22 protein-coding genes are annotated in these 23,454 nt (G+C 37.6%); 15 read left to right on the top strand and 7 right to left on the bottom strand.

Annotated features, from left to right (window positions below; genetic code table 11):
- Nucleotides 1–3 precede the first annotated feature (3 nt).
- The 3 genes from CYP51_RS03995 to sstT all read right to left on the bottom strand — a co-directional run bounded on the left by CYP51_RS03995 (nucleotide 4) and on the right by sstT (nucleotide 3,632).
- Nucleotides 4–453 carry a hypothetical protein gene (locus tag CYP51_RS03995; RefSeq protein ID WP_103624481.1) on the bottom strand — a complete coding sequence of 150 codons (450 nt, stop codon included), beginning with the start codon at nucleotides 451–453 and terminating at the stop codon, nucleotides 4–6.
- 1 nt (nucleotide 454) lies between these two features.
- A complete protein-coding gene (locus CYP51_RS03990) occupies nucleotides 455–2,176 on the bottom strand; it encodes a M3 family oligoendopeptidase (RefSeq protein WP_103624480.1) in 1,722 nt (573 codons plus the stop codon).
- Between the two features lie 88 nt (nucleotides 2,177–2,264).
- The gene (gene sstT, locus CYP51_RS03985; RefSeq protein ID WP_430516213.1) at nucleotides 2,265–3,632 is read right to left on the bottom strand and encodes a serine/threonine transporter SstT; all 1,368 of its coding nucleotides are present in this window, start codon (nucleotides 3,630–3,632) and stop codon (nucleotides 2,265–2,267) included.
- A gap of 137 nt (nucleotides 3,633–3,769) precedes the next feature.
- On the opposite strand from sstT, the gene metK reads away from it, so the two are divergent.
- Entirely contained in the window at nucleotides 3,770–4,975 is a 1,206-nt protein-coding gene (metK, locus tag CYP51_RS03980) for a methionine adenosyltransferase (protein WP_103624479.1), read from the top strand.
- A 41-nt stretch (nucleotides 4,976–5,016) separates the two neighbouring features.
- On the opposite strand, the gene CYP51_RS03975 is transcribed toward metK, so the two are convergent.
- Nucleotides 5,017–6,309 (bottom strand): apolipoprotein N-acyltransferase, encoded by a 1,293-nt coding sequence (locus CYP51_RS03975; RefSeq protein WP_180997735.1) that lies wholly within the window; start codon nucleotides 6,307–6,309, stop codon nucleotides 5,017–5,019.
- Between CYP51_RS03975 and yajC the strand changes: the two genes are divergently transcribed.
- The 13 genes from yajC to epsC all read left to right on the top strand — a co-directional run bounded on the left by yajC (nucleotide 6,285) and on the right by epsC (nucleotide 21,161).
- Complete coding sequence (gene yajC / locus CYP51_RS03970; RefSeq protein ID WP_021090619.1) at nucleotides 6,285–6,557, top strand: preprotein translocase subunit YajC; 273 nt, start codon at nucleotides 6,285–6,287, stop codon at nucleotides 6,555–6,557. The two genes, CYP51_RS03975 and yajC, sit on opposite strands and share 25 nt — an antisense overlap.
- On the top strand, nucleotides 6,557–8,137 hold the full coding sequence (gene secD / locus CYP51_RS03965; protein WP_103624477.1) for a protein translocase subunit SecD: 1,581 nt from the start codon (nucleotides 6,557–6,559) through the stop codon (nucleotides 8,135–8,137). The genes yajC and secD overlap by 1 nt, the downstream gene beginning before the upstream one ends.
- A gap of 2 nt (nucleotides 8,138–8,139) precedes the next feature.
- Entirely contained in the window at nucleotides 8,140–9,111 is a 972-nt protein-coding gene (gene secF, locus CYP51_RS03960; protein WP_103624476.1) for a protein translocase subunit SecF, read from the top strand.
- A 9-nt stretch (nucleotides 9,112–9,120) separates the two neighbouring features.
- On the top strand, nucleotides 9,121–9,459 hold the full coding sequence (locus tag CYP51_RS03955) for a DUF6394 family protein (protein ID WP_021090699.1): 339 nt from the start codon (nucleotides 9,121–9,123) through the stop codon (nucleotides 9,457–9,459).
- 8 nt (nucleotides 9,460–9,467) lie between these two features.
- Nucleotides 9,468–11,933 carry a leucine--tRNA ligase gene (gene leuS / locus CYP51_RS03950; RefSeq protein ID WP_103624475.1) on the top strand — a complete coding sequence of 822 codons (2,466 nt, stop codon included), beginning with the start codon at nucleotides 9,468–9,470 and terminating at the stop codon, nucleotides 11,931–11,933.
- Nucleotides 11,934–11,936: 3 nt separating this feature from the next.
- Nucleotides 11,937–12,476 carry an LPS assembly lipoprotein LptE gene (gene lptE / locus CYP51_RS03945; RefSeq protein ID WP_103624474.1) on the top strand — a complete coding sequence of 180 codons (540 nt, stop codon included), beginning with the start codon at nucleotides 11,937–11,939 and terminating at the stop codon, nucleotides 12,474–12,476.
- Nucleotides 12,457–14,031, top strand: coding sequence for a GGDEF domain-containing protein (locus tag CYP51_RS03940; protein ID WP_103624473.1), 1,575 nt, complete (start codon nucleotides 12,457–12,459; stop codon nucleotides 14,029–14,031). Before lptE ends, CYP51_RS03940 begins: the two co-directional genes overlap by 20 nt.
- The gene (locus tag CYP51_RS03935; protein WP_103624472.1) at nucleotides 14,028–15,230 is read left to right on the top strand and encodes a glutamate ligase domain-containing protein; all 1,203 of its coding nucleotides are present in this window, start codon (nucleotides 14,028–14,030) and stop codon (nucleotides 15,228–15,230) included. Before CYP51_RS03940 ends, CYP51_RS03935 begins: the two co-directional genes overlap by 4 nt.
- Nucleotides 15,211–18,156 (top strand): transcription-repair coupling factor, encoded by a 2,946-nt coding sequence (mfd, locus tag CYP51_RS03930; RefSeq protein WP_103624471.1) that lies wholly within the window; start codon nucleotides 15,211–15,213, stop codon nucleotides 18,154–18,156. The genes CYP51_RS03935 and mfd overlap by 20 nt, the downstream gene beginning before the upstream one ends.
- The gene (locus CYP51_RS03925) at nucleotides 18,153–18,917 is read left to right on the top strand and encodes an ATP-binding protein (RefSeq protein WP_103624470.1); all 765 of its coding nucleotides are present in this window, start codon (nucleotides 18,153–18,155) and stop codon (nucleotides 18,915–18,917) included. Before mfd ends, CYP51_RS03925 begins: the two co-directional genes overlap by 4 nt.
- Nucleotides 18,914–19,582, top strand: a complete 669-nt coding sequence (locus CYP51_RS03920; protein WP_103624469.1) for an endonuclease III domain-containing protein — start codon at nucleotides 18,914–18,916, stop codon at nucleotides 19,580–19,582. The genes CYP51_RS03925 and CYP51_RS03920 overlap by 4 nt, the downstream gene beginning before the upstream one ends.
- 118 nt (nucleotides 19,583–19,700) lie before the next feature.
- Entirely contained in the window at nucleotides 19,701–20,606 is a 906-nt protein-coding gene (cysK, locus tag CYP51_RS03915) for a cysteine synthase A (RefSeq protein ID WP_103624468.1), read from the top strand.
- Between the two features lie 3 nt (nucleotides 20,607–20,609).
- Entirely contained in the window at nucleotides 20,610–21,161 is a 552-nt protein-coding gene (epsC, locus tag CYP51_RS03910) for a serine O-acetyltransferase EpsC (protein ID WP_103624467.1), read from the top strand.
- A 25-nt stretch (nucleotides 21,162–21,186) separates the two neighbouring features.
- Here epsC and CYP51_RS03905 read toward each other — a convergent pair whose 3' ends face one another.
- The 3 genes from CYP51_RS03905 to rpmB form a co-directional block, all read right to left on the bottom strand.
- Complete coding sequence (locus tag CYP51_RS03905) at nucleotides 21,187–21,387, bottom strand: YdcH family protein (protein WP_021091004.1); 201 nt, start codon at nucleotides 21,385–21,387, stop codon at nucleotides 21,187–21,189.
- A gap of 114 nt (nucleotides 21,388–21,501) precedes the next feature.
- Complete coding sequence (locus tag CYP51_RS03900; RefSeq protein ID WP_103624466.1) at nucleotides 21,502–22,632, bottom strand: potassium channel family protein; 1,131 nt, start codon at nucleotides 22,630–22,632, stop codon at nucleotides 21,502–21,504.
- Nucleotides 22,633–22,655: 23 nt separating this feature from the next.
- Entirely contained in the window at nucleotides 22,656–22,847 is a 192-nt protein-coding gene (gene rpmB / locus CYP51_RS03895; protein WP_021090707.1) for a 50S ribosomal protein L28, read from the bottom strand.
- A 174-nt stretch (nucleotides 22,848–23,021) separates the two neighbouring features.
- Here rpmB and CYP51_RS03890 point away from each other — a divergent pair.
- On the top strand, nucleotides 23,022–23,454 hold a 433-nt coding region (locus CYP51_RS03890; RefSeq protein ID WP_180997734.1), incomplete at its 3' end, for a hypothetical protein.

Here is a 23,454-nt window from a genome sequence, read left to right as displayed (position 1 = left end):
TTACTATTTTTTCTTAAATATATCTTTATTTTTTGGGTTTTGCAAAAAGACTGAGGCTGATTTTTTAGCGTGATCGACTTGCTTCTCTTTTGGCTTGTAGATAGAGAAATTTACAAGGATCGGGCTATTTTCAACCAAAATTTGAACTACCGCGCCAAGTGGAAATGATACCACTGAGGCAAAATTCTCACTACCAAAGCCAGCCTCAAAGCTAAGCTCATCTTGCGTTAGCCTCGCACTTTCAAGCGTGTAGCCACCAAGTGAGAACATAATGACTGGCATGCTAAAGCCACTGCTTACCTCATCTGGCAAGCTAGGCTCAAAGCTAACTAGCGGCAAATTTGCCATAACCGAGAAATTTAGCCCCTTTTCAAGTAAAAAATCAATGCACTCATAGACGTGCATCTTCATCAAAAGCGCAAATTTCTCGTCGTCTAAAATTTCGTCTAACATCTTAATCCTTTGAAATTTCTAAAAACTCATCTACTAGTTTTTTGACCTCGTTTATGCCGATCTGCCAGAAATTTTTATCATCTATATCAAAGCCAAATTTACCCACAAGCTCCCTTGGGCTAAGGCTCCCACCAAGGCTCAAAAACTCGGTGTAAATTTCAACGAAATTTTTGCATTTGCTGCTTTTGTAAAGCCCAAAAAGTGCAAGCACAAGAAGCTGCGCGTAAGAGTAGGCGTAGCAGTAAAATGGAGTGTGGATTAAGTGCGGGATGTAGCTCCACCAAATTTTGTAGTAGTCATTTAGCGTGACGCTTTTGCCAAACATCTTTTTGCTCTCTCTTAGCCAAATTTTATTTAGCTCATCTAGGCTGATCTCGCCCTCGTGTGCGTGCACAGCCCTTTCAAAGGTGGTGAAATTTATCTGGCGGTAAAGCGTGGCAAATATATCCTCGATCTTGCCAGCAAGCAGTGAAATTTTCTCTTTTTTGCTAAGGTTTTCTTTTACGTGGTCAAAAACTAACATCTCGCAAAAGACTGAGGCCGTCTCAGCCGTGGTTAGCGGAGTATCTGAGTTTAGGTAGCTTACATTATAAGAGAGCTTTTGATGCACAGCGTGACCAAGCTCGTGAGCTAGCGTAAAAAGGTCTCTTCGCTGGTTTGTGTGATTTAGCAAAACATAAGGGTGAGTGTCGCTTGATCCTGAGTGAGAAAATGCGCCACCTCGCTTGTTCGGAGCTGGATAAACGTCGATCCAACCGCCACTAAAGGCGCTTTTAGCTATATCGCCAAATTTAGGTGAAAATGTCCCAAACGCCTTTAAAACTATCTTTTTACACTCATCAAATTTATACTCTCCTTCGCTGCTAAGAGGTGCGTATCTATCGTAGTCATAAAGCTTTTTAAGGCCTAAAATTTCTCTTTTTCGCTCGTAAAATTTAGCAACTAGGTCAAAATTTTTCTCAGTTACGGCAATGAGCGAATCAACGCTTTTTTTACTGATTTGATTTTCAAGGTGTCTTGGCTCTTCAGGAAGCTTGAAATTTCTAAGCTCGCAGCTTGTTTTTAGATCAGTTTTTATCATATTGTATATGTAGCCAAGAAGGTGCTGATGCTTGCTAAGCTCGTTTGAGAGGCTTTTGGCGGCTAGTTTTCGCACGTTTTGGTCGTTATCATGAAGCTTGGCTAAAATTTCCTCTTCATTTAAAAGCTCACCTTTAAATTTAAACCTCATCTTGCTCATGCTCTCATCAAAAAGCCTCGAAAAGCCCTCAGCCCCAGTGCTTGCAGTGCGAAGCAAAACTCTTTCTTCAGCAACGCTAAGTTGGTGTGGTTTTGCTTTAGCGAGATTGCTTAGGTAATAGCCATATTTTTTGGAGCTTTTGATGATCTCTTCTTGTTTTTTAGGGCTAAACTCATTAAATTTGATCTCAAAAAATATCAAATTTTCATTTGCTTTTGTCGCTATCTCATCGATCTTTGCGTAAAATGCACCCTTGCTTGTATCTTTAGCAAAATTTAAAAAAGCGTAAGTCATTACTTTTGAAATTTTAGCGATCAAGTTTTCATATTCGCCAAATGCCTTTAAAAACTCATCTGTTTTTAAATTTTCATAAATTTCAAGGTATTTATCTTTAAATTTCTCGCACTCTTTTTGTAAATTTCGTGCGTTTTGCTCGCACTCTTTTTCGTTTACAAAAAGTGCCTTTATATCCCAAACCTGCATAAATTTCCTTTTTAATTTTTGGGATATTTTACAAAAAAATGGATAAAAGTAAAATTTCAGCCAAAATTTAGCTGAAATTTTATGAAGATTAGTTTGAAGTCTCTGAGGCTACGGCTGTAAAAAGAACGTCTGATGAGCTATTTAGCGCAGTTTCAACTGAGTCTTGGATGACGCCAATAGTAAAACCAACTGTTACAAACTGCATTGCTATGTCATTGCTGATACCAAAAAGACCGCACGCTAATGGCACTAGAAGTAGAGAACCGCCAGCCACGCCAGAAGCGCCGCATGCACCAAGAGCTGAGATGAAGCAAAGAAGTAGTGCATCGCCAAATGTGACTGTTATAGATGGGATAGAATTTACCGCAGTAAGCGCTAGGATACTAATGGTAACTGCTGCACCACCCATGTTTATAGTAGCTCCTAGTGGGATTGAGATAGAGTAGAGCTCTTCTTTTAACCCAAGCTTTTTACAAAGTGCCATATTTACAGGGATATTTGCAGCTGAACTTCTTGTAAAAAATGCTGAAATAGCACTCTCTTTTAAACAGATCATGACAAGTGGATAAGGATTTTTTCTAGTTAATATAAAAACCATTGCTGGATAGATGATAAATGCGACAACAAGCATTGCTCCAACAAGAACCAAGATGAGTTTAAGATATCCTGCAAGTACCTCAAATCCAGTTTCATGAATGCTAATAGCTACCATGCCAAAAATACCAAATGGAGCTAGTCTAATGATAAATTTAACAATATGAGTTACACCATCGCTTATGTCTTTAAATACTTTTTTGGTCTCAGCTGTGGAATTTCTAAGTGCTATACCACTACCAACTGCCCAGGTGATGATACCTATATAGTTACCATTTGCAAGAGCGTTTATCGGATTTTCGACCATTTTATAAATGAGATCTTTTAAAACGTTAGTAATTCCTTGAGGTGCTGACATATCAGCACTTGCAAGACCTTTTAAAGAAAGCTCCACTGGAAATAAGAAACTAGCAACAACTGCAACAACGGCTGCTAAAAATGTACCAATTAGATAGAGTGTAATGATCTTTTGCATACCTTTTGTATGACCAAAATCTCTTAAAATAATGGATGTCGCCACTAAAACAAAGACAAGAATTGGTGCAATAGCTTTTAAAGCGCCTTTAAATAAATCTCCTAAAACCGAAGCTGAAGCTGCGATAGAATCGGCTGAACTAGCTTTTTCTTTGGCTTCATTTAGCTGTTTGGCTTCATCTTGACTAAGGCGAGTTTTTATAACTTCATCTACGCTCAAACCACTTTCGTTTTGAATAGTTTGAATTTTAGCTGAGATCTTGTTATAAGGAGCTGCTTCGTAGTGTGTGTAAAAGCCAACTAGGGCACCTAGGATGATACCAACTAAAATTTGAACTATCAAATTTCCATCGGCGTATCTTCTTGCTATGTTTTTAAGCATATTCATTTGACACCTTAATAAATTAGTTTTTTGTTGATTTTAGCTAAACAATTTTTAAATATAAAGAATTTGATAAAGATTAATTAGCCTTTTAAATAGATTTGTTACAATTGCACAAAATTTTAGTTAATAAAAGGATAAAAATGTATCTATTTACCTCTGAAGTTGTAAGTCCTGGCCATCCAGATAAATGCGCTGATATCATTGCTGATAGCATAGTGGATACTATTTTAACACAAGATACAAATGGTCGTGTCGCAAGTGAAGTTTTTGTAGCTGGGAAAAATATAGTAATAGGCGGAGAGATAAACTCAAAGGTAAAACTCTCTTTTAAAGATTACGAAAAGATCGTAAAAGATGCTCTTGCACATATCGGATATGATGGAAAGAGTAATTTTACAAAAGAGCAGTGCTTGCATCCAGATGATATCGAGGTCAAAGTTTATTTAAATCAACAAAGTCCAGATATAAATCAAGGCGTTGATCAAAGTAGCGGTGAGATCGGAGCAGGGGATCAAGGCATTATGTTTGGTTTTGCGAGCTGCGAAGCAAAAGAATTTATGCCAGCAGCTATAACTTATGCAAGAATGCTTTGTGAAAAAGTATATAAATTTGCAAAAGCAAACCCTGATAAACTTGGTGTTGATATAAAAACACAAGTTACTATTGATTACGGTAGCAAAGACAACTTTGAAAACTGCAAACCTCAAAGTATCCACACTATCGTTGTCTCTGCCCCTTGCGTGGAGAGCATGAAGATAGAAGAGCTTCGCGCGCTAATACAAAATTTAATAGACGAAACTGGACTTCCAAAAGAGCTATATAATAAAGAAAAGACGATCATCTATATAAACCCAACAGGCAGATATGTAAATCATAGCTCACTTCACGATAGTGGTCTAACAGGCAGAAAACTAATCGTTGATAGCTTTGGCGGATATAGCCCGATAGGCGGCGGTGCTCAGTCAAGCAAGGACTACACAAAGGTTGATCGCAGCGGACTTTATGCAGCGCGCTGGATAGCTAAAAATATAGTCGCTGCTGGTCTTGCTAAAAAGTGTATCGTCCAAATAAGCTACGCGATCGGTGTTGCAAAGCCAACTTCAGTTAGTGTTGATACCATGGGAACTCATGCAAATGGCATAAATGACGATATGCTTTCAAATTTTGTAAGCGAGCATTTCGCTCTAACGCCTCGCTGGATAACAAATAAATTTGGACTTGATAAGCCAAGTAAAGATACGTTTTTATACGCAAAAGTAGCTGCAAAAGGTCAAGTGGGAAATGCAAAATACCCTTGGGAAAAGCTTGATGCGGTTGATACCTTCAAAGCTTTACTAAAAAAATAATCAAAAAAGTGGCTTTATCTAAAAGCCACTTTAAATTTCTTTTAAAACTCATCCCAAAATACTTTTTTAGGTTTTATGATCTCGCTTTTTGAGCCATTTACGCTGTGATAGACTGCTTTATTATATTTTGTCGCAAGGTGTTTTATAAGCAGCCTTTGAAGCACAGGCTCGCTGCTTGGCACAAACCAGCCATTGTTTGTGATAGCTACAACCACGTCAAATTCGCCCTTGTAAAGCTCCTCTCTTGTCGCTTCATAGCAGATAGCGTTTCTAATTTTTACTCCATCTACCTCGTAGTCGCTAAAATTTTCAGCCTTTTTAAAGTCGCTAGCTCCGCCAAAAAATAGCTTATTTACCGCATCTTGCATAAATTTTGGCAAAGGAATTTCTTCGCCAAATGGCACTAAAAATTTCTTATCCATTCGCCTAAAAGTGCCATCTTGAAATAAAAAGGCGGAGTTATAAATTTGCTTATTTTCATAGGCAAGCGCACCAGCTACGATAGTTATCTTTTTTGAAAGCTCTTTTAGCTCATCAACGAGCAGTGGCTCATTTGTCATAAATAATGGAAACGAGCTCTCTGGCAGCACGATAAGGCGTTTTTGCTCGGCTATGGCGTTATATATCATTTCTAAATTTTTATTTGTAAATTTCATGCGTAAGCTTTTATCCCAGCGCACCCTTTGAGCGATATCGGTGTTTATTAGCTCCACGTCAAATGGCAAGGTTTTTGCCTCGCTACTTTTAAACTGTAAAGCGGCGATGAGGCAGATAAAAGCTAGGATAAATTTTAAAATTTTACCCTTTAGGCTTAAAAAAATGGCTGCTAAAAATATAAATATAAGCCCTCTTGTGCTTGGCTCAAAAGCGCCCAAAACAAGTGTTGCTTCAAGATTAAACCAGTTAAAGCCAAATGGATGAACGTAGCTTACTAAAAATAGTAAAACAGCTCTTAGCACGACAAAACTGGGAAAAGAAGCCACCCAAAACATAAATCCGTAAACAATGGCTACAAAGAGAATGACAAACGGTATAAGCCAGATCAAATCATAGTAGATAAAACTAAAGCTGATCCAGTAAAACCACAAAATTCCTGTGAAAAATCCAACCGCGAAAAAACTAGCTCTGCTTAAATTTATGATGATGTAAATTCCGGTCAAAGTAAGAAACGGCGAGATGAAATTTAAGAGCAAATTCTCGAAGAGGCTTAAAAAAATAAAGTTGGAGAGCAAAAAAGCACCGACAAAGGCTTTTATTATAATTTTAGTGCTAAAATGCCCATTTAAAAATCTTACAAATAAGGAAATCCATGCAAAACGCTGATTTTTTAACATCATTACTACCTCTTGTTGTGCTTTTCGCCATATTTTACTTTTTGGTTATTAGACCTCAACAAAAACAACAAAAAGCCCATGCAGCAATGCTCGCAGCTCTTGATAAAGGTGATAAGATAATAACTAATGGCGGACTTATCTGCGAAGTGATTAAAGCCGAAAATGATTTTATCAAAGTTAAACTTAACGATGATGTAATCGTTCGTATAGCACGCGAGTTTGTAGCTAAAAAGATCGAAGATAAATAATGCGTAACGCAAGAGTCACATATAGGCTAATTATCTTAATATTAGCCTTGATTTTTGGTTTTGGCTTTTCGGTGCCATCTTTTTTTCAAACTCAAAATGGGGCTAAAATTTCACTTGGCCTTGATCTTCAAGGCGGCCTTCATATGCTGCTTGGTGTTGAAACGAGCGAAGCTATTCACTCAAAAATAAAATCAATAGCCGGAAGTATAAATTATTATGCTAAAAAAGAAGATGTGTTAATTGATAAATTTAAGATTAAAGAAGAGAACATTGACTTTACTCTCCTTGATGGCGACGAAGCTCCAAAGGTAGATAAAGCACTAGCTGAGATAAAGGGGCTTGATATAAAAAAAGATGGTTTAAATTACAGCATATCTTTAACCGAGCAAGAAAGAACGGATACGATCGAGTATGCGATCTCGCAAGCTGTTGAAACTATTAGAAATAGGCTTGATCAGTTTGGCCTAGCTGAGCCAACTGTTGCCAGACAGGGCAAAGACAATATCCTAGTTGAGCTTCCTGGTATAAAGACTGAAGAGGATGAACAAAGAGCAAGAGATCTCATCGCAAAGGCTGCTCACTTGCAGTTAATGGCAGTTGATGATAAAAGACAAGATCAGGCTAATACAATGAGCGAGGCTGAAGCTGAAAGCTACGGTGATGTGATCTTTAAAGATGCTAAAAATGACCGCGTGAAATATGTCGTTAAAAATATCCCAGTGCTTGACGGCTCGATGCTAACTGATGCAAAAGTCGCATTTTCTCAGCAAAATAACCTACCGATCATAAATTTCACTCTTAACTCAGAAGGCGCTAGAATTTTTGGTGATTTTACTGGCGCAAATGTCGGCAAAAGGCTTGCTATCGTGCTTGATGGGAAGGTCTATTCAGCTCCAGTTATAAATGAAAGAATAGGTGGCGGCAGCGGCCAGATCAGTGGTGGCTTTACTCTTGATGAGGCTCACGATGTAGCGATCGCTCTTAGAAGTGGCGCGCTTTTAGCCCCTGTTAAGATGCTGGAAAAAAGAAGCGTTGGCCCATCTTTGGGACAAGAGAGCATCAATCAAAGCATGGTAGCTCTTGCTGCTGGATCTATCTTGGTTGTACTTTTTATGCTAGTTTATTATGGAATTTCTGGAATTTTTGCAAATATCGCACTAGTTGCAGACGTCGTTATATTAGTAGCTGTCATGGCGCTTTTTGGAGCGACGCTTACTTTACCTGGTATGGCTGGTATAGTGCTAACTATCGGTATGGCAGTTGATGCAAACGTCATCATAAATGAGCGCATACGTGAGCTTTTGCGTGAAGGAGTGGCTATAAGGACAGCCGTTCAAAAGGGTTATGAGCACGCCATGAGCGCGATTATTGACTCAAATTTAACTACTATCATCACAGTTGCGGTGCTTTACGCTTATGGTACTGGTCCAGTTAAAGGTTTTGCTGTGACAATGGCAATAGGCATCATGGCTTCGATGCTAACAGCTATACTTGGCACTCACGGTATGTTTGATGCTGTTATGGATAAGATAGAAAAAAGTGGAAATACCAGACTTTGGTTTGGTTATAAAAGGAGCTAATGATGCAAATTTTTACTAAAGCAAGAGTTTATGATTTTATGCGTTTTAGATTTGCTTCGCTAGCATTTTCTATATTTTTATTTGTTGGCTCGATCTTTTTGCTTGTTACAAAGGGTCTAAACTATGGCATTGATTTTTCTGGTGGTACGCTTATTCAGCTAAAATATGACATCAAAGCGCCACTTGATAAAATTCGCGACGCTTTTGGCACAAATGAAGTGCTTAAAAACGCCTCTGTTACTGAGTTTGGAAGCGAAGATGAGGCTGTTATTAGATTTTCAGGTTCAAGCTCAAATTTAACTGGCGACATCGGTGCTGAGATAAAGCAAATTTTAAAAGATACTGGAAATTTTGAAGTAAGACGTGTCGATATCGTTGGTCCAAAGGTTGGCGATGAGCTCAGACAAAAGGGCTTGATGGCTCTAGGAATTTCACTAATTGGCGTGCTAATTTATATCACATTTAGATTTGAGTGGCGTTTTGCTCTAGCTGCGATCGCAACTGAAATTCACGATATAGTTATAACTGTTGGTGCTATTTCGCTATTTAATATTGATGTAAATTTGGACACATTAGCTGCTGTTTTAACGGTTCTTGGCTACTCACTAAATGATACGATTATTATCTTTGATAGGATAAGAGAAGGCATCAAAGAGAGTAAGAGAACTGATATTGAAGGTGTTATAAACGAGTCAGTCTCAGCCACACTTTCTAGAACTATCTTAACTTCAGCAACTACGATGATGACAGTTCTTGTGCTATTTTTATTTGGTGGAGATATGATACATGGATTTTCATTTATTCTTATCGTTGGTATTGTCATAGGAACGATCAGTTCGATCTACATCTCTTCGCCGTTTCTTATCTGGTTTAAATTTAGCATCGAGCATTTTAGAAGTAGAGAGACTGAAAAACAAAAGATAAAAAAAGAGCGCGAAAAAGAGCGTGCTATGTTTGAGAAAGGCGTTGTGTAAGGAGGGATAATGAACTGGGGAAAAGTTATCTACATATTTTTTGCATTGATGAGTCTTACGACTACGGCAGAATTTTTATATGATAAAAATGAGATTGCGCTTTTTGTGGCGGCTAGTATAAATTTGGTTTCAACGCTACTTAAGATCGGTGTTAAAAATTTACTCTCAGCTGAGCTTTTTGCAAGCTCACTGGTTGCTGATTTGCACCTTATACCAGCTTTTGTTATTTTGCAAGTCTCTGAAAATATAACACTTAGCTATTCGTTGGCTATTGGTGCAGTCATCGCAAATATATTTTCACTAGCCTTGGTTTTAATAGAATCAAGTAAAGCTCAAGAAGAATTTTAGGAGAAAAAATGGCTGAAAAGAGAAAATATGAGCCTTTAAAGATAGAAAAAAAATGGCAAGAAATTTGGGATAAAAATGAAGAATTTGAACCAAAAGACGATCTAAGCTTGCCGAAAAAATATATCCTAAGTATGTTTCCGTATCCAAGCGGACGCATACACATGGGGCATGTAAGAAACTACTCTATCGGCGATGCACTTGCTAGATCATATAGAAAAAGCGGCTACAACGTGCTTCATCCTATTGGCTTTGATAGCTTTGGCATGCCAGCTGAAAACGCAGCCATAAAACATAAAATTCACCCTAAAATTTGGACCTATGAAAATATCGACTATATGAAAAAAGAGCTAGCAAGCCTTGGCTTTTCATTTTCTAAAAAGAGAATTTTAGCCACATCTGACCCACTTTACACAAAGTGGGAGCAAAGCTTTTTTATAAAGATGTTTGAAAAAGGACTTGTTTATAGAAAAAGTGCCGTCGTAAACTGGTGCGAGTACGATCAAACCGTACTTGCAAACGAGCAAGTAGAGGACGGCAAATGCTGGAGATGCGGCAACGAAGTGGTGCAAAAAGAGCTTCCAGGATATTACTTTAACATCACAAAATACGCTAGCGAGCTACTTGATGATCTAAAAACACTTGAAGGCAAGTGGCCAAATCAAGTCATCACAATGCAAGAAAACTGGATCGGCAGAAGCTACGGCTTGGAGTTTAAATTTAGCCTTGATGAGGCATCAAAAGAGACTTTGGGCGGTAAATTTGATGGCTTTGAAGTATTTACAACAAGACCTGATACGATTTACGGCGTTAGCTACACAGCCCTTGCGCCAGAGCATCCTATCGTAAAAGCACTACTTGAAAATGCTAAATTTGATGAAAATAAAAAGGCAAAGATAAAAGCCATACTTAATCAAAGCCCAAGAGAGCGTCAAGCGAGCGAAAAAGACGGAGAGTTTTTAGGAATTTACGTCGTTCATCCACTCACAAATGAAAAGATCCCAGTTTGGGTTGCAAATTTCATCCTAGCTGACTACGGCAGTGGCGCTATCATGGCTGTACCTGCTCATGATCAAAGAGACTTCGAGTTTGCAACTAAATTTAATCTACCTATAAAACCAGTCGTAAAGCCACTTGAGGGCGAGAGTGACGGCTCTAAGGCATATTCGGAGTATGGAATTTCTATAAATTCTGAGCTCATAAACGGTCTTGTTTCAGAGGAAGCTAAAAGCTTTATAATAGAGAAATTTGAAAAAGATGGTTTAGGCAAAAGGATCACAAACTATAAACTAAGAGACTGGGGAATTTCTCGCCAAAGATACTGGGGTGCGCCGATACCTGTTGTGCACTGCAAATGCTGCGGCGTAGTGCCAGAAAAAGAGGAAAATTTACCTATCGCGCTACCAGAAGATGTTGAGATCACAGGCGAGGGCAACCCACTTGATAAACACCCAACTTGGAAATTTACAAAGTGTCCAAAATGCGGCCAAGACGCGATCAGAGAGACTGATACGATGGATACATTTGTGGAGAGTAGCTGGTATTTTGCTAGATTTGCAAGCGATGAGAAGACGTGGGAACAAAAAGCGCTTGATGAAAAGAGTGTGAATTATTGGATGAACGTAGATCAGTATATCGGTGGTATCGAGCATGCGATATTGCATCTTTTATATGCTAGATTTTTCCAAAAGGTCTTAAGGGATCTTGGCTATCTAAGAGACGATGAGCCGTTTGAAAATTTACTAACTCAAGGCATGGTCTTAAAAGATGGCAAAAAGATGAGCAAAAGTAAGGGCAACGTCGTAGATCCTGACGATATTATCAATAAATATGGTGCCGATACGGCAAGACTCTTTATCCTTTTTGCAGCGCCTCCTCAAAAAGAGCTTGAGTGGAACGATAGCGCAGTTGAAGGCGCGTTTAGGTTTTTAAATAGGCTTTGGGAAAAGGCACAAACCATCAAAAAGATGGATAAAATCCCAGCTATAGACCATGAGAGTTTAAGCAAAGATGAGAAATTTGCAAGACTAAAAATTTATGAAGCGCTTAAAAAATCAACCGAGGTTTTTAGCGACACATTTGCTTTTAATACATTGATCGCTGCTTGCATGGAGGCACTAAATGCTATAAATGCGCAGGATAACGAAGATGTAAATGCTGAGGGCTTTTTTATCATCTTAAATTTACTCGAGCCTATCGTGCCGCATATTGCAAACGAGCTTAGCGAAGAGCTTTTTGGTAGGAAAAATTTCACAAAGATAGACGTAAAAGAAGAGGTTTTTGTAAAAGATAGCATCGCTCTTGCAGTTACGGTAAATGGCAAAAAAAGGGCTGAGTTTGAAGTGGCAGCGAGCGAGAGTGAGGGTGAAATTTTAAAGCTAGCTAAACAAAATGTGGCTAAATGGCTTGAAGGAAAAGAAATTTTAAAAGAGATTTATATAAAAGGCAAATTAGTAAATTTTGTCATTAAAGGATAAATTTTGAGATATTTTTTAGCGTTTTTTATTGCGATATTTATCTGCGGATGTGGTTATAAACCAGTTTCAAAGATCACACATGATCTAGTTGGCGATAAAATTTATGTTGATGTGATCATCAGTAAAGAAGAGCCAAAAAATAGTGTTTGGATAAAGGATGCTGTAAAAGAGGGCATGGTCGCAAGGCTAAATAAAAATTTATCAAGCAAAGAGAGTGCTGATACTTCGATAATTATTTCGGTAAAAGATTTAAATTACGAAGCAATTATTTATGATGAGTTTGGCTACATTACGTCATATAAAGCACATCTTAGCTTAAATTATAAGACTAAATTTAAAGATGGCAGTGTAGTTGATATTCCAGCCACTGGCGAGTATGACTTTAGTGTCGCAAGACGTCAAAAAGATGTAAGATTTGCTGACAGCATTCTTAGTGATACTCAAAAATACGAAGCTATCAAAGAGGCATCAAAAGAGGCCTTTGATGAGTATATCGCAAGTTTAGCGGTAAAAGGATATAGAAATGGCAGCAGTAACCGTTAGTCAAATAGTCAAGGAAGCCTTAAATGAGATCAAAGATCGCCATTTGATGCTAACGCCAGAGAATTACACTGAAGTCTATAATGAAATTTCTAAAAAACATGGCTTTACAACAGAAGAGAGTAAAAAGATAGAAAAATATATCTCAAGACTTGGTGATGAATATAAAAATCAAGCCTTGAGCCTTCATATAAAGACGGTCGATGAGTTTGTTGCTTTTATGACTGCCAGGCTCTCTAGGGGTGCTCAACAAGGAGCAGGACTTGCGGCTGACGATAAAAAATTACAATCACTAAACGCATTTGCTAGAAGAATTCTGCAAGCTATCTCAATGCTTCACAATAAAGATGCAAAAAGCTTAGCAGAGCAAAGTATGCAACTGCTCGCTAGAAGATATGATGAGAAAAATCTTGAAGAAATGTGCCTTAGATGGTTTGATTTTGTTAGCTCGTATGACACTGAATTTTTAGAATTTTTGAAATATTATGGTGTTAGAAATTTTGATGATTTAAAGACAATGAGTTCTGAACTTGAGAAATTTCTTACACAAAAAGATGAAGATGGCGAAGAGGATGTTTTAATTCAGCTGTTAAGCCTTACTCTTGAGCCTTCTATTACAAAGGATCTTGATGAAGAGCTTAGCACGATAAGAAGTACTTTGAAGCAAAATCCTAAAACCTTAAATAGTAAAGAATTTCAAGAAAAGGTAAAGGCATTTGTTGATCGCAGAATAGAAGAAGATAGAACGGAGATCATCGAAAAAGTTGGTTCGCTAAATAATGTCTTGCAAAATATAAGCGAGAGAATTTCTGATATCGCGGTTAGTTCGCAAAGTAGTTCTGATAAAGTAAAAAGCATTAAAAATGATCTAAAAAATGTAAATTTAAATACAAATAGCATTGATCAAGTAAGAAGCATGCTTATTGAGATCGCTGGTGCTTTGGAGATCGAGAGCAAAGAGCTTGGTATCGAGATGCACAATAGGCAAGCTACTATTTTAGAGCTTCAAAACAGAGTGAATAGTCTTGAAAAAGAGCTTGAAGAAGCTAAGTTGGAGAGCAAAGAGGACTTTTTGACAAAAGTATCTACTAAGCGTGCTTTGATGAATGAGATTCAACGCATTGAAGAAGCGTATAAACGTTATGGGACTGATTACTCTATATGTTTTGTTGATATTGACTTTTTCAAAAGCATAAACGATACTTATGGGCATGAGGCTGGAGATGTTATTCTTTCAGCAGTGGCTCAAGTGCTTAAGAAAAACGCTAGAAAGGTTGATTTCGTTGGTAGATATGGCGGTGAAGAATTTGTAATCTTACTTCCAAGCACTGGCTTAAAAGATAGTGTTAAATTTGGAGATAAGCTAAGAAGTATGATAGAAAATTTTAAATTTATCTATAAAAATGAGCGTATTAAGGTTACTATAAGCTCTGGTATAGCGACAAGAAGTGCAAATTTAAGTGAGACGATGACGCTTGAGGCTGCTGACAAGATGCTTTATCTCTCAAAAGAAAATGGTAGAAATCAAGTAATGCCAAAGATAATCGAGGAAAAATGAGCCTAGCTAAATTTCTTGATGGCAAGCCGCTTTATTACAAAGAGATTGATTATGGTAGGATTATTAGAGCGTATGCGACTATAAAAGAGCATATAAAGCCATTTAAAATTATTCACATCATCGGCACAAATGGCAAAGGAAGTACTGGCCGCTTTTTAGCGCAAATTTTAAGCCAAAATGGTGCAAAAGTAGGGCACTACACGAGCCCTCATATATTTAAATTTAACGAGCGATTTTGGCTAAATGGTGAGGTCGCTAGCGATGAAATTTTAGAGGTAGCTCATGAGCGTTTGCAGGCTCTTTTAAGCGACGAGTACAAGGTAAAAACGAGCTATTTCGAGTATATGACGCTACTTTCTGCGGTACTTTTTGAGGGTTGCGATTATTTTGTCTGCGAGGCTGGCATGGGTGGTGTGCTTGATGCGACAAATGTCTTTGAAAAAGAGCTAAGTATTTTTACGCCCATCGGACTTGATCATACGGCAGTTCTTGGGGATAGCTTAGAAGAAATTTCACACACGAAATTTGAAGCTATGGGCAAAAGAGCTATTTTAAATGATGAGATGAACGAGATAAGCGTTGCTATCGCAAAAGAGATCGCAAACCAGAGGGGCGCAATTTTAAGCTTCCCAAGAGAAATTTTAACCAAAGAAAATTTAAACGAGATCGCAAACTATGTAGATAAATTTAATCTACCAGAGTTTTTACGATCAAATTTAACTCTAGCCTACGCTGCTGCTAAAATTTTAGATAGCAGCATAGACATAAAAAAGCTTGGTGCTCTTACGCTTCGTGGCAGATGCGAAAAGATTGCTTCAAATTTATACGTTGATGTCGGTCACAACGAGCTTGGTGCTAAGGCTGTAGCTAAGAAATTTAGTTCTAAAGAGTTTAGCGATAAGAAGCTAACTCTAGTTTATAACTCATTTTTAGATAAAGATTTCAAGGCGGTTTTGGCAGCTTTAAAGCCAGTCGTTGAGGACGTGCTACTTTATCACTACCACTGCGAGGGCAGGGAGCTTGGCGGAGAGCTCATAAATAAAGCGTTAAACGAGCTTGAAATTTCACATAGAGAGTTTGAGTCAAGCGATATGAACGATATAAAAGAGGCAAAAAACGGCAAAATTTACCTAGTATTTGGCTCGTTTCACCTGGTCGAAGCCTTTTTAAAAGAGTACTATGCAAGCAAAGGTCTATGAGTATCTTTTAACGCACGCCCCACAAATTCTCATCTGTGAAGATGACAAAGAGGCGGCACTTTGTGCTGATGCGGCCAGTTTCGCTGGCTTTAACGTTTTTAAATTACCTGATTTTAGAGCCAAAAAGGGTGATGATTTAAGAAGCTTTAACGAAGAGCTTTTTGAAATTTCATCAGTACTTAGCAAATACTATAAATTTGATAGTAAAAAGATTATTATTAGTCCATTTAGTACGCTTTTAAATCCACTTCCAACGCAAAAAAATTTAGAGAGCTCCACGGTTAAGTTAAAAGATAATATAAACTTAAACGAATTTGCCGACCTGCTTATACGCTTTGGCTATGAGTGTGTAGATATCGTTGAGAGCGTTGGTGAGTTTAGCATACGCGGCGAAGTGATCGACATTTACGGCGTAAATATGGATGATCCTGTTAGGATCTTGCTTTTTGGTGATGAGGTTGAGAGCATTAGGAGCTACAACACCGCCACGCAAATTAGCAACAAAAATGAGCTAAGCGAGGCCGAGATCGTTCCTTTTATCGCAAATTTAAGTAAAGACGAGTTTGAAAAGGTCAGCCAAAAGATCGAGGATATGCAAAGCGATGTCTTGGTGAGCGACCTAAATTCGCTTGGATTTTGGGCGATCGATAGCTTTAGCGACTATTTAAAAGTTTTTGACTCAAGGCTTGTTAAAAAGATCGATTTTGAAATTTATGATGTGCCTGAGGAAAAATTTAAGGGCATTGAAATTTTACCTGAACCAAAGTTTTATAAAGACCTAGAGGTCACTTTAAATTTTGACTTTTTTGAGCTAAATAAAAGCAAAAACATAACCGTTCTTTCAAGAAATGAGGGGCTTTTTAAAGGTTATGAGCTTGATAGCTTTACAAATGTAAAGCTTGAAATTTCGCCACTTGTGGTAAATATAACCTCAAGCGACAAGATAGTCGTTTCACTAAATAAATTCGAGAAAAAAAGGCGAGTTAAACGCTCAAGTCTTGTGGTAGACGAGTTAAAAGTAAATGACTATGTCGTGCATGAAGACTATGGTATAGGTAAATTTCTAGGGCTTGAAAAGATCAAGGTTTTGGGTGCTACGAAGGAATTTGTGGTCATTGCTTATCAAAATGACGACAAGCTTCTTTTGCCAGTTGAGCATCTAAATCTGATAGACCGCTACATCGCACAAAATGGCTCTATGGCGGTGCTGGACCGCTTAGGCAAGGCAAATTTTGCCAAGATAAAAGAAAAGGTTAGAGAAAAACTCTTTGCGATCGCTTCAAAGATCGTAGCTATGGCGGCAAAAAGAGAGCTCGTGGCTGGTAAAGTTTTGCAAAAAGAAGACATCTCTTATCTAAATTTTGTCCAAGACGCTGGCTTTTCATATACGAGCGATCAGCAAAAAGCGGTAAATGATATAAGAGATGAGCTAAAAAGCGGCAAGGTGATGGATAGGCTCCTTAGCGGTGACGTGGGCTTTGGTAAGACTGAAGTTGCTATGAACGCCATTTTTACTTGCATAAAATCAGGCTTTAGCGCATTTTTCTTTGTGCCAACGACGCTTCTTAGCTCGCAGCACTACAAGACGCTAAGCCAAAGATTTAGCAAATTTGGCATAAAGGTCTTTAGGCTAGATCGCTTCTCAAGCGCCAAAGAGAAGTCGAGCCTGCAAAAAGCACTAAAAGAAAACGAGCCAATAGTTTGCGTGGGTACACATGCACTTCTTGGTGTAAAGGCTGAAAATTTGGGGCTTATCGTCGTTGATGAGGAGCATAAATTTGGCGTTAAGCAAAAAGAGCAGCTAAAAGAAATTTCTCAGCACTCGCACATCTTAAGCATGAGCGCTACGCCGATACCAAGAAGCCTAAATATGGCGCTTAGCAAGATAAAAACATATAGCATTTTAGCCACTCCGCCAAGCTCAAGGCTTGATGTTAGAACAAGTGTGAGAGAGTGGGACGAAAAGGTCGTCAAAGAGGCTATAATGCGTGAGCTAAGACGTGGCGGGCAGACCTTTTACATCCACAACCACATCGCAGATATCGAGCAGACGGCAAATGAGCTAAGAAAAATTTTGCCAAAGCTTAGGATTTTGATACTTCACTCAAAGATAAATGCGAAAGTTACTGAAGATGAGATGATGAAATTTGAGCGGGGTGAGTACGACCTGCTACTTTGCACCAGTATCGTTGAAAGCGGCATCCACCTGCCAAATGCAAACACTATAATCGTAGAAAATGCCAATAAATTTGGTATGGCTGACCTGCATCAGCTCCGCGGTCGCGTAGGCAGAAGCGACAAGCAGGCCTACTGCTACTTTTTGGTAGAAGATAAAGATGCCATTAGCAAAGACGCACTAAAACGTCTTGTGGCACTTGAAGGCAACTCATTTTTGGGCGCTGGCTCGGTGCTAGCGTATCACGACCTTGAGATAAGAGGTGGCGGTAACATCATCGGCGAGGCGCAAAGTGGCCATATCGAGGCTATCGGCTACTCGCTATATCTAAAAATGCTAGAAGATGAGATAAATAAGCTTCTTAATCAAGACTCCGCAAAGCTTGACAAGATCGATCTAAAGCTTAGTGTGAGTGCCTTTTTAAATCAAGAATTTATAAGAGAAGATAGACTAAGGCTTGAAATTTACAGGCGCCTTAGCAAGTGCAAAGAAGTGAGTGAAGTCTATGAGATACAAAGCGAGCTTGAGGATAGATTTGGCAAGATAGATACGTTTACAAAGCAGTTTTTAGACGTCATTATCATCAAAATTTTAGCTCTAAAAGCTGGTATAAAAACAATCTCAAATAGTGAGCAAAACATACTAATAACAAAAAATGATGATGAAAAGATCAGACTAAAGTCACGCAGCAAGGACGACGACGATGTTTTGGCTGAAATTTTGGTCTATCTAAGAAAGGATAAGAAGTGATAGATTGGGGCGTGAAGTATGCAGCGATTTACAGAAGCACAAAAGGCATGCTAAAACCAGTTGATGATATTGATTTTGTTGATATCGACTCACTTTATGGGCTAGAAAAACAAAAAGAAATTTTACTAAAAAATACTCTAAATTTTATAGATGGTAAGGATGCGAACCACGTGCTTCTTTGGGGTGAGAGAGGATGTGGCAAGTCAAGTCTCGTAAGGGCTGTTTTTACTAAGTTTTATAAAGCCGGACTTCGCATAATCGAGCTTGGATGCGAAGATCTAAAATACCTTGGCGACATCATCGACGAGATTAGAAAAAGTGAGTTTAAATTTATCATTTTTTGCGATGATCTAAGCTTTGAAAATGGTAGCAATGAGTATAAATTTCTAAAACCTATAATGGACGGCTCTATCCAAAAACCACCTAAAAACGTACTTTTATACGCCACGTCAAATCGTCGTCATCTAATAAGTGAGTTTAAAAGCGAAAATGAAAACTCGCAGTTAATGGACGGTGAGATACATTACAGTGACGCAGCTCAGGAGAAAATTTCTCTTTCAGATCGCTTTGGTCTTTGGATTAGCTTTTATCAAGGCAACTACGAAGAGTATCTAAAAATGGTTGATTTTTGCTTCAAAGACTACGCAGGTGATAAAGAGGAGCTTCATACGCTTGCTAAAAATTTCGCCACGCTAAGAGCCAGCAGAAGTGGTAGGACGGCAAAGCAGTTTTATCTAACTTTTAAAGAAAATTTAAAATGACTTCAACTGATCTATTTTTAACCTTATTTAATCACAAAAGCAAAAATTTTGATGAGCTAAAGTGGCCAGGCGAGGGTACTTTTGAGGTTGTTTTGGGCGCTATTTTAGTGCAAAATACCAACTGGAAAAACGTAGAAAAAGCGCTAGATAATCTAAAAAAAGCAAACAAAGATAGCCTACAAGGCATTTGCGAGCTTGAAAACAGCGAGCTTGCTACGCTCATAAAGCCAAGTGGCTTTTACAACACAAAGGCAAAACGGCTAAAAATGCTCTGCCTAGCTATAAAAAATGAATTCGAGAGCTTTGAAAATTTTAAAGAAAATGCCAGCCGTGAGTGGCTCATAAGCGTAAAAGGTGTTGGAGCCGAGACTTGCGATGCGATACTGGCATATGCTTGCGGTAAGCCATATATGGTCGTTGATGCTTACGCACTTAGGATAATGGCATATTTTGACTATACTTTTGAGAGCTACGACGAGGCTGCTGAGTGGTTTAGTTCGCTTGATTATGATAAAATTTATAAATTTCTTGATAGTGAGGAATTTGATGAGGTTGAAATTTTAAAACTCTATCACGCTCTTATTTTGGAGTTTTGCAAGGAAAATTTCAAAGGTAAAATCTTAAGCCAAAATGGTCAAAAAATATTAAGCAGCATTAAAAATTAAACTACTAATATGTAACAACTATTTATAAATTTACCAAAGATTGGGGCTTTTTATAATCTATTTTAAAATTCTGTGCTAAATTTACACAAAATTTATCTTATTTAATTTAGGAGGAGTGATGATTTATGATAACATCGTTAAAACGATTGGTAATACACCTATTGTAAAGATAAAAACAGGTGCTGATGAAGCCGAAATTTACGTAAAACTAGAGTTTTTTAATCCAGGTGGCTCTGTAAAAGATAGGATCGCATTTAATATGATAACTAAGATGCTAGCTGACGGTACGCTAAAACATGGTGATACTATCGTTGAGCCAACGAGCGGAAATACTGGCATTGGTGTAGCGATGTGCGGTGTTGCACTTGGTTTTAAAGTGATACTTTGCATGCCAGAGAGCATGAGTATCGAAAGACGCAAAATAGTAGCTGCTTATGGCGCACAACTTGAGCTTACTCCAGCGTCTGGTGGTATGAAAGCAGCGATCGCAAGAGCTACAGAGCTAGCAGCTCAGTCAAATCACGTAATGCTAAGCCAGTTTGAAAACAAGTATAACCCACAAGCTCACGAACTAACAACAGCTGCTGAAATTGTGGCTGATTTTAGTAAGCTTGATGCATTTGTAGCTGGTGTTGGCACAGGTGGTACAATAAGTGGCGTAGCAAAGATTTTAAAAGAAAAGGGCTATGATACTAAGATTATCGCAGTTGAGCCTGAAGCATCGCCGGTTTTAAGTGGTGGTAGCCCAGGACCACATAAAATTCAAGGCATCGGAGCAGGATTTTTACCAAATACTATGAATATGAGCTTAGTTAGCGAGGTAGAAAAAGTAAGCAACGATGATGCGCTAAACGCAGCTAGATCAATCGCTAAAAGTGATGGACTCATGATAGGTATAAGCGGTGGTGCTGCTTACGTGGCTGCAAAAAGAGTGGCTAAAAGACTTGGCACTGGCAAAAAAGTACTTTTTATAGCTCCAGATAATGGCGAAAGATACTTAAGTACAGAGCTTTACGGAGCATAAAATATGTGGGAGAGTCTAAAGGAGCTAATTCAAACTGTTCGTGAAAAAGACCCATCAGTACGTAAGTGTTGCTTTTTGGCAATACTTATAAATACCCCTGGTATTCATGCGGTTTTGTTTCATAAAATTTCTCATTTTTTATATAAAAAAGAACATTTTTTTCTAGCTAGACTCATCTCACAAATTGCAAGATTTTTAACGGGCATCGAGATCCATCCTGGAGCAAAGATCGGCAGGAGATTTTTTATAGATCATGGCATGGGTGTGGTTATCGGTGAGACAGCTGAGATAGGCGATGATGTAATGATGTATCATCAAGTAACACTTGGAGGCACCGGAAAAGAGTGTGGCAAAAGACATCCGACTGTAAAAAATGGTGTGACTATCGCAGCTGGCTCAAAGATACTAGGTGCCATAACGATCGGTGAAAATGCCAAGATCGGCGCAAACTCAGTCGTGTTAAAAAATGTTCCAGCAAATGCGACAGTCGTTGGTATACCAGCGAGAATAGTTCGAGTAAATGGGACAAAATTTGAACCAGAATTTATTATCTAATCTTAAAGATTAGATAAATTTATTCTTACTTTTTATGCTTTAAAATTTGAGCATAAATTTCGTCTTTTAGTTTTAACTTCTCTTTCTTTAAATTATCAATTTCAGATGGTTTTGCTAGATTGTCGTCTATTTTTTTATTTAGCTCATCATGTTTTTTGCAAAGAGCAGCAAAACGAGCATCGGTTTTCTTTAGCTCATTTATAAGGTCTGTATATTCGTGTAACATATCGGCTCCTATAAAAATTTGAGAAATTTTATCAAGACTTTGTAAATGCTTGGATATAAAAAAGGCGCTAAGCCATTGCTTAAATTTTTAAAAAGGGCAAGTAGAAAAATTATTTTATACGTATTTAAATTCCTCAGGTTTGTGTTTGCTTTTTACAACGCGCTTGGTTAGACGTATTCCATCAACGGTGCCGATGACTAAAAGCTTTGATCCTGTCCCCACTAATGTGTCACCATTTGGCATTGGTACAAAATTATTATTTATATCTCTAATGCCTACTATGTCCGCATTTGTAATATTTCGTAGATGAGTCTCTTTTAATCTTTTAAATCTTATCCAAGAGTAATCAGGCACAAGAATTTCTTCTATATCGATAGGTGAATTTTTTGTATACAAAAACTGCTCTAATAAATTTTCCATGTCCGGCCTTACGCTCATGGCACTTAACCGTTGCGCGACTAAGCGAGATGGGCTTACTACATTATCAGCACCTAATTTTTTTAATCTTTGCGTATCGTCTTCTGTCTCTGCATTTGTAATGATATGATAAGGCTTTCTACGACCTATCTCTTTTTCATAAAGTCTTACAGATGCTATAAGGGCGATGTTATCAGCAATATTTGAGCTAAGAGTTATAAGTCCTTTTGCGCTTGATAGATGTGTCTTTAAAAAGGCAATTTGTGTATGTGGCTGAGCTTTTATGAAATATGGATATTTATAAATTTGAGCTAGCTCTGCAATATCTTCTCTATCATCGACCACTACAAAAGGTATATGATTTTCGCGAAATTGAGCACTAAGTTCGATTGTGTATAGATTGTGATAACAAATAACGAAGTGATTTTTTAGTCTTGCGATCCTATAAAGCATGCGTCGTTCCTTTAAAATGCTAATTAATGTACCTCTTTTTAAAACCTCAACCATAATACCAATCGATAGTGTAAATATAATAAAACCAATAAGTATAAATGTGATAGTAAAAATTCTGCCCTTTGGAGTTATTGGAGCAACTTCGGTAAAACCAACTGTTGTAAAAGTCATGCCAGCTTGGTAAAAGGCATCTATTAGCGAGAAATTATCTATTAAGACATAACCTAATGTTCCAAAAAGTAACAGTAATACAACTGATATTAGTGGAAATCTAAATGGTTTTAATTGTTCGTAAAGCTCAGTATCTAGGCTTATTTCTGGTTTTGTAGAGTTTGACCAGTTGAGGAATTTTAAAAGCCTTGAGAGAAAAGACATAAATTCCTCTTCATTTTATATTCTTAGTTTGATTGTTTTTTCATCGTTCTTAGAGTAGAAGCAGCAACTTTTATCTTTCTTGTAGTACCATCTTCTAGTGTAACGCGAATCGTTCTAAGATTTGGCAAGAATCTTCTTTTAGTTTTATTGTTAGCGTGGCTCACATTGTTGCCTATCATCGGTCCTTTGCCTGTTATCGCACATCTTTTTGACATTTTTTTTCCTTATAAACAAAAATTTCTGCTGATTTTATCTAAAACAAACAAAAGTAATGCTTAAATAGATTCTTTTTTAAAAGAATTGATTTTTATTAATAATCTAGATAAAATAACACCTTTGTCTATAAATTATAAATAGCAAAAATATTTAGAAATCTTGAGTGATATAAAATGCTTAGTAAAGAGTTGATCGAAAAAAATGTTGATTTTGTTTTACAGATGCCAACTCTTTTTGAAAAGATCGAGCACTTTTTGTTAGCTGGTAATGTAACTGAGGCAGTTGCTACTTTACAAAATATAGCATCTTTTAAAACTTATTTTAGCTCCATTTTTAAGCGTGCAAAATTTGATATTCCTTATGATGGCAACGATTTGGTAGTAATAGCAAATATGCTTGGCATTGATACTTTTAGAGCAATAGTACTTTCTTATTTTATATTTTTAAAATCTCCAAAAATTTATAAGGTATTTAATTTTAAAATCGTCGATTTGATAGAGCTTAATGCCAAAATTTTATCAGATTGGCTAAAGGTATTAAATTCTTTTAAAGAAAAGCACTATAACTATTTATCGCTTGCTCCGTATTCTATGGCCTGTATTATAG

Source organism: Campylobacter concisus (assembly GCF_002912895.1).
Lineage (GTDB): Bacteria > Campylobacterota > Campylobacteria > Campylobacterales > Campylobacteraceae > Campylobacter_A > Campylobacter_A concisus_G.
This window is presented reverse-complemented; position numbering and strand designations above follow the sequence as displayed.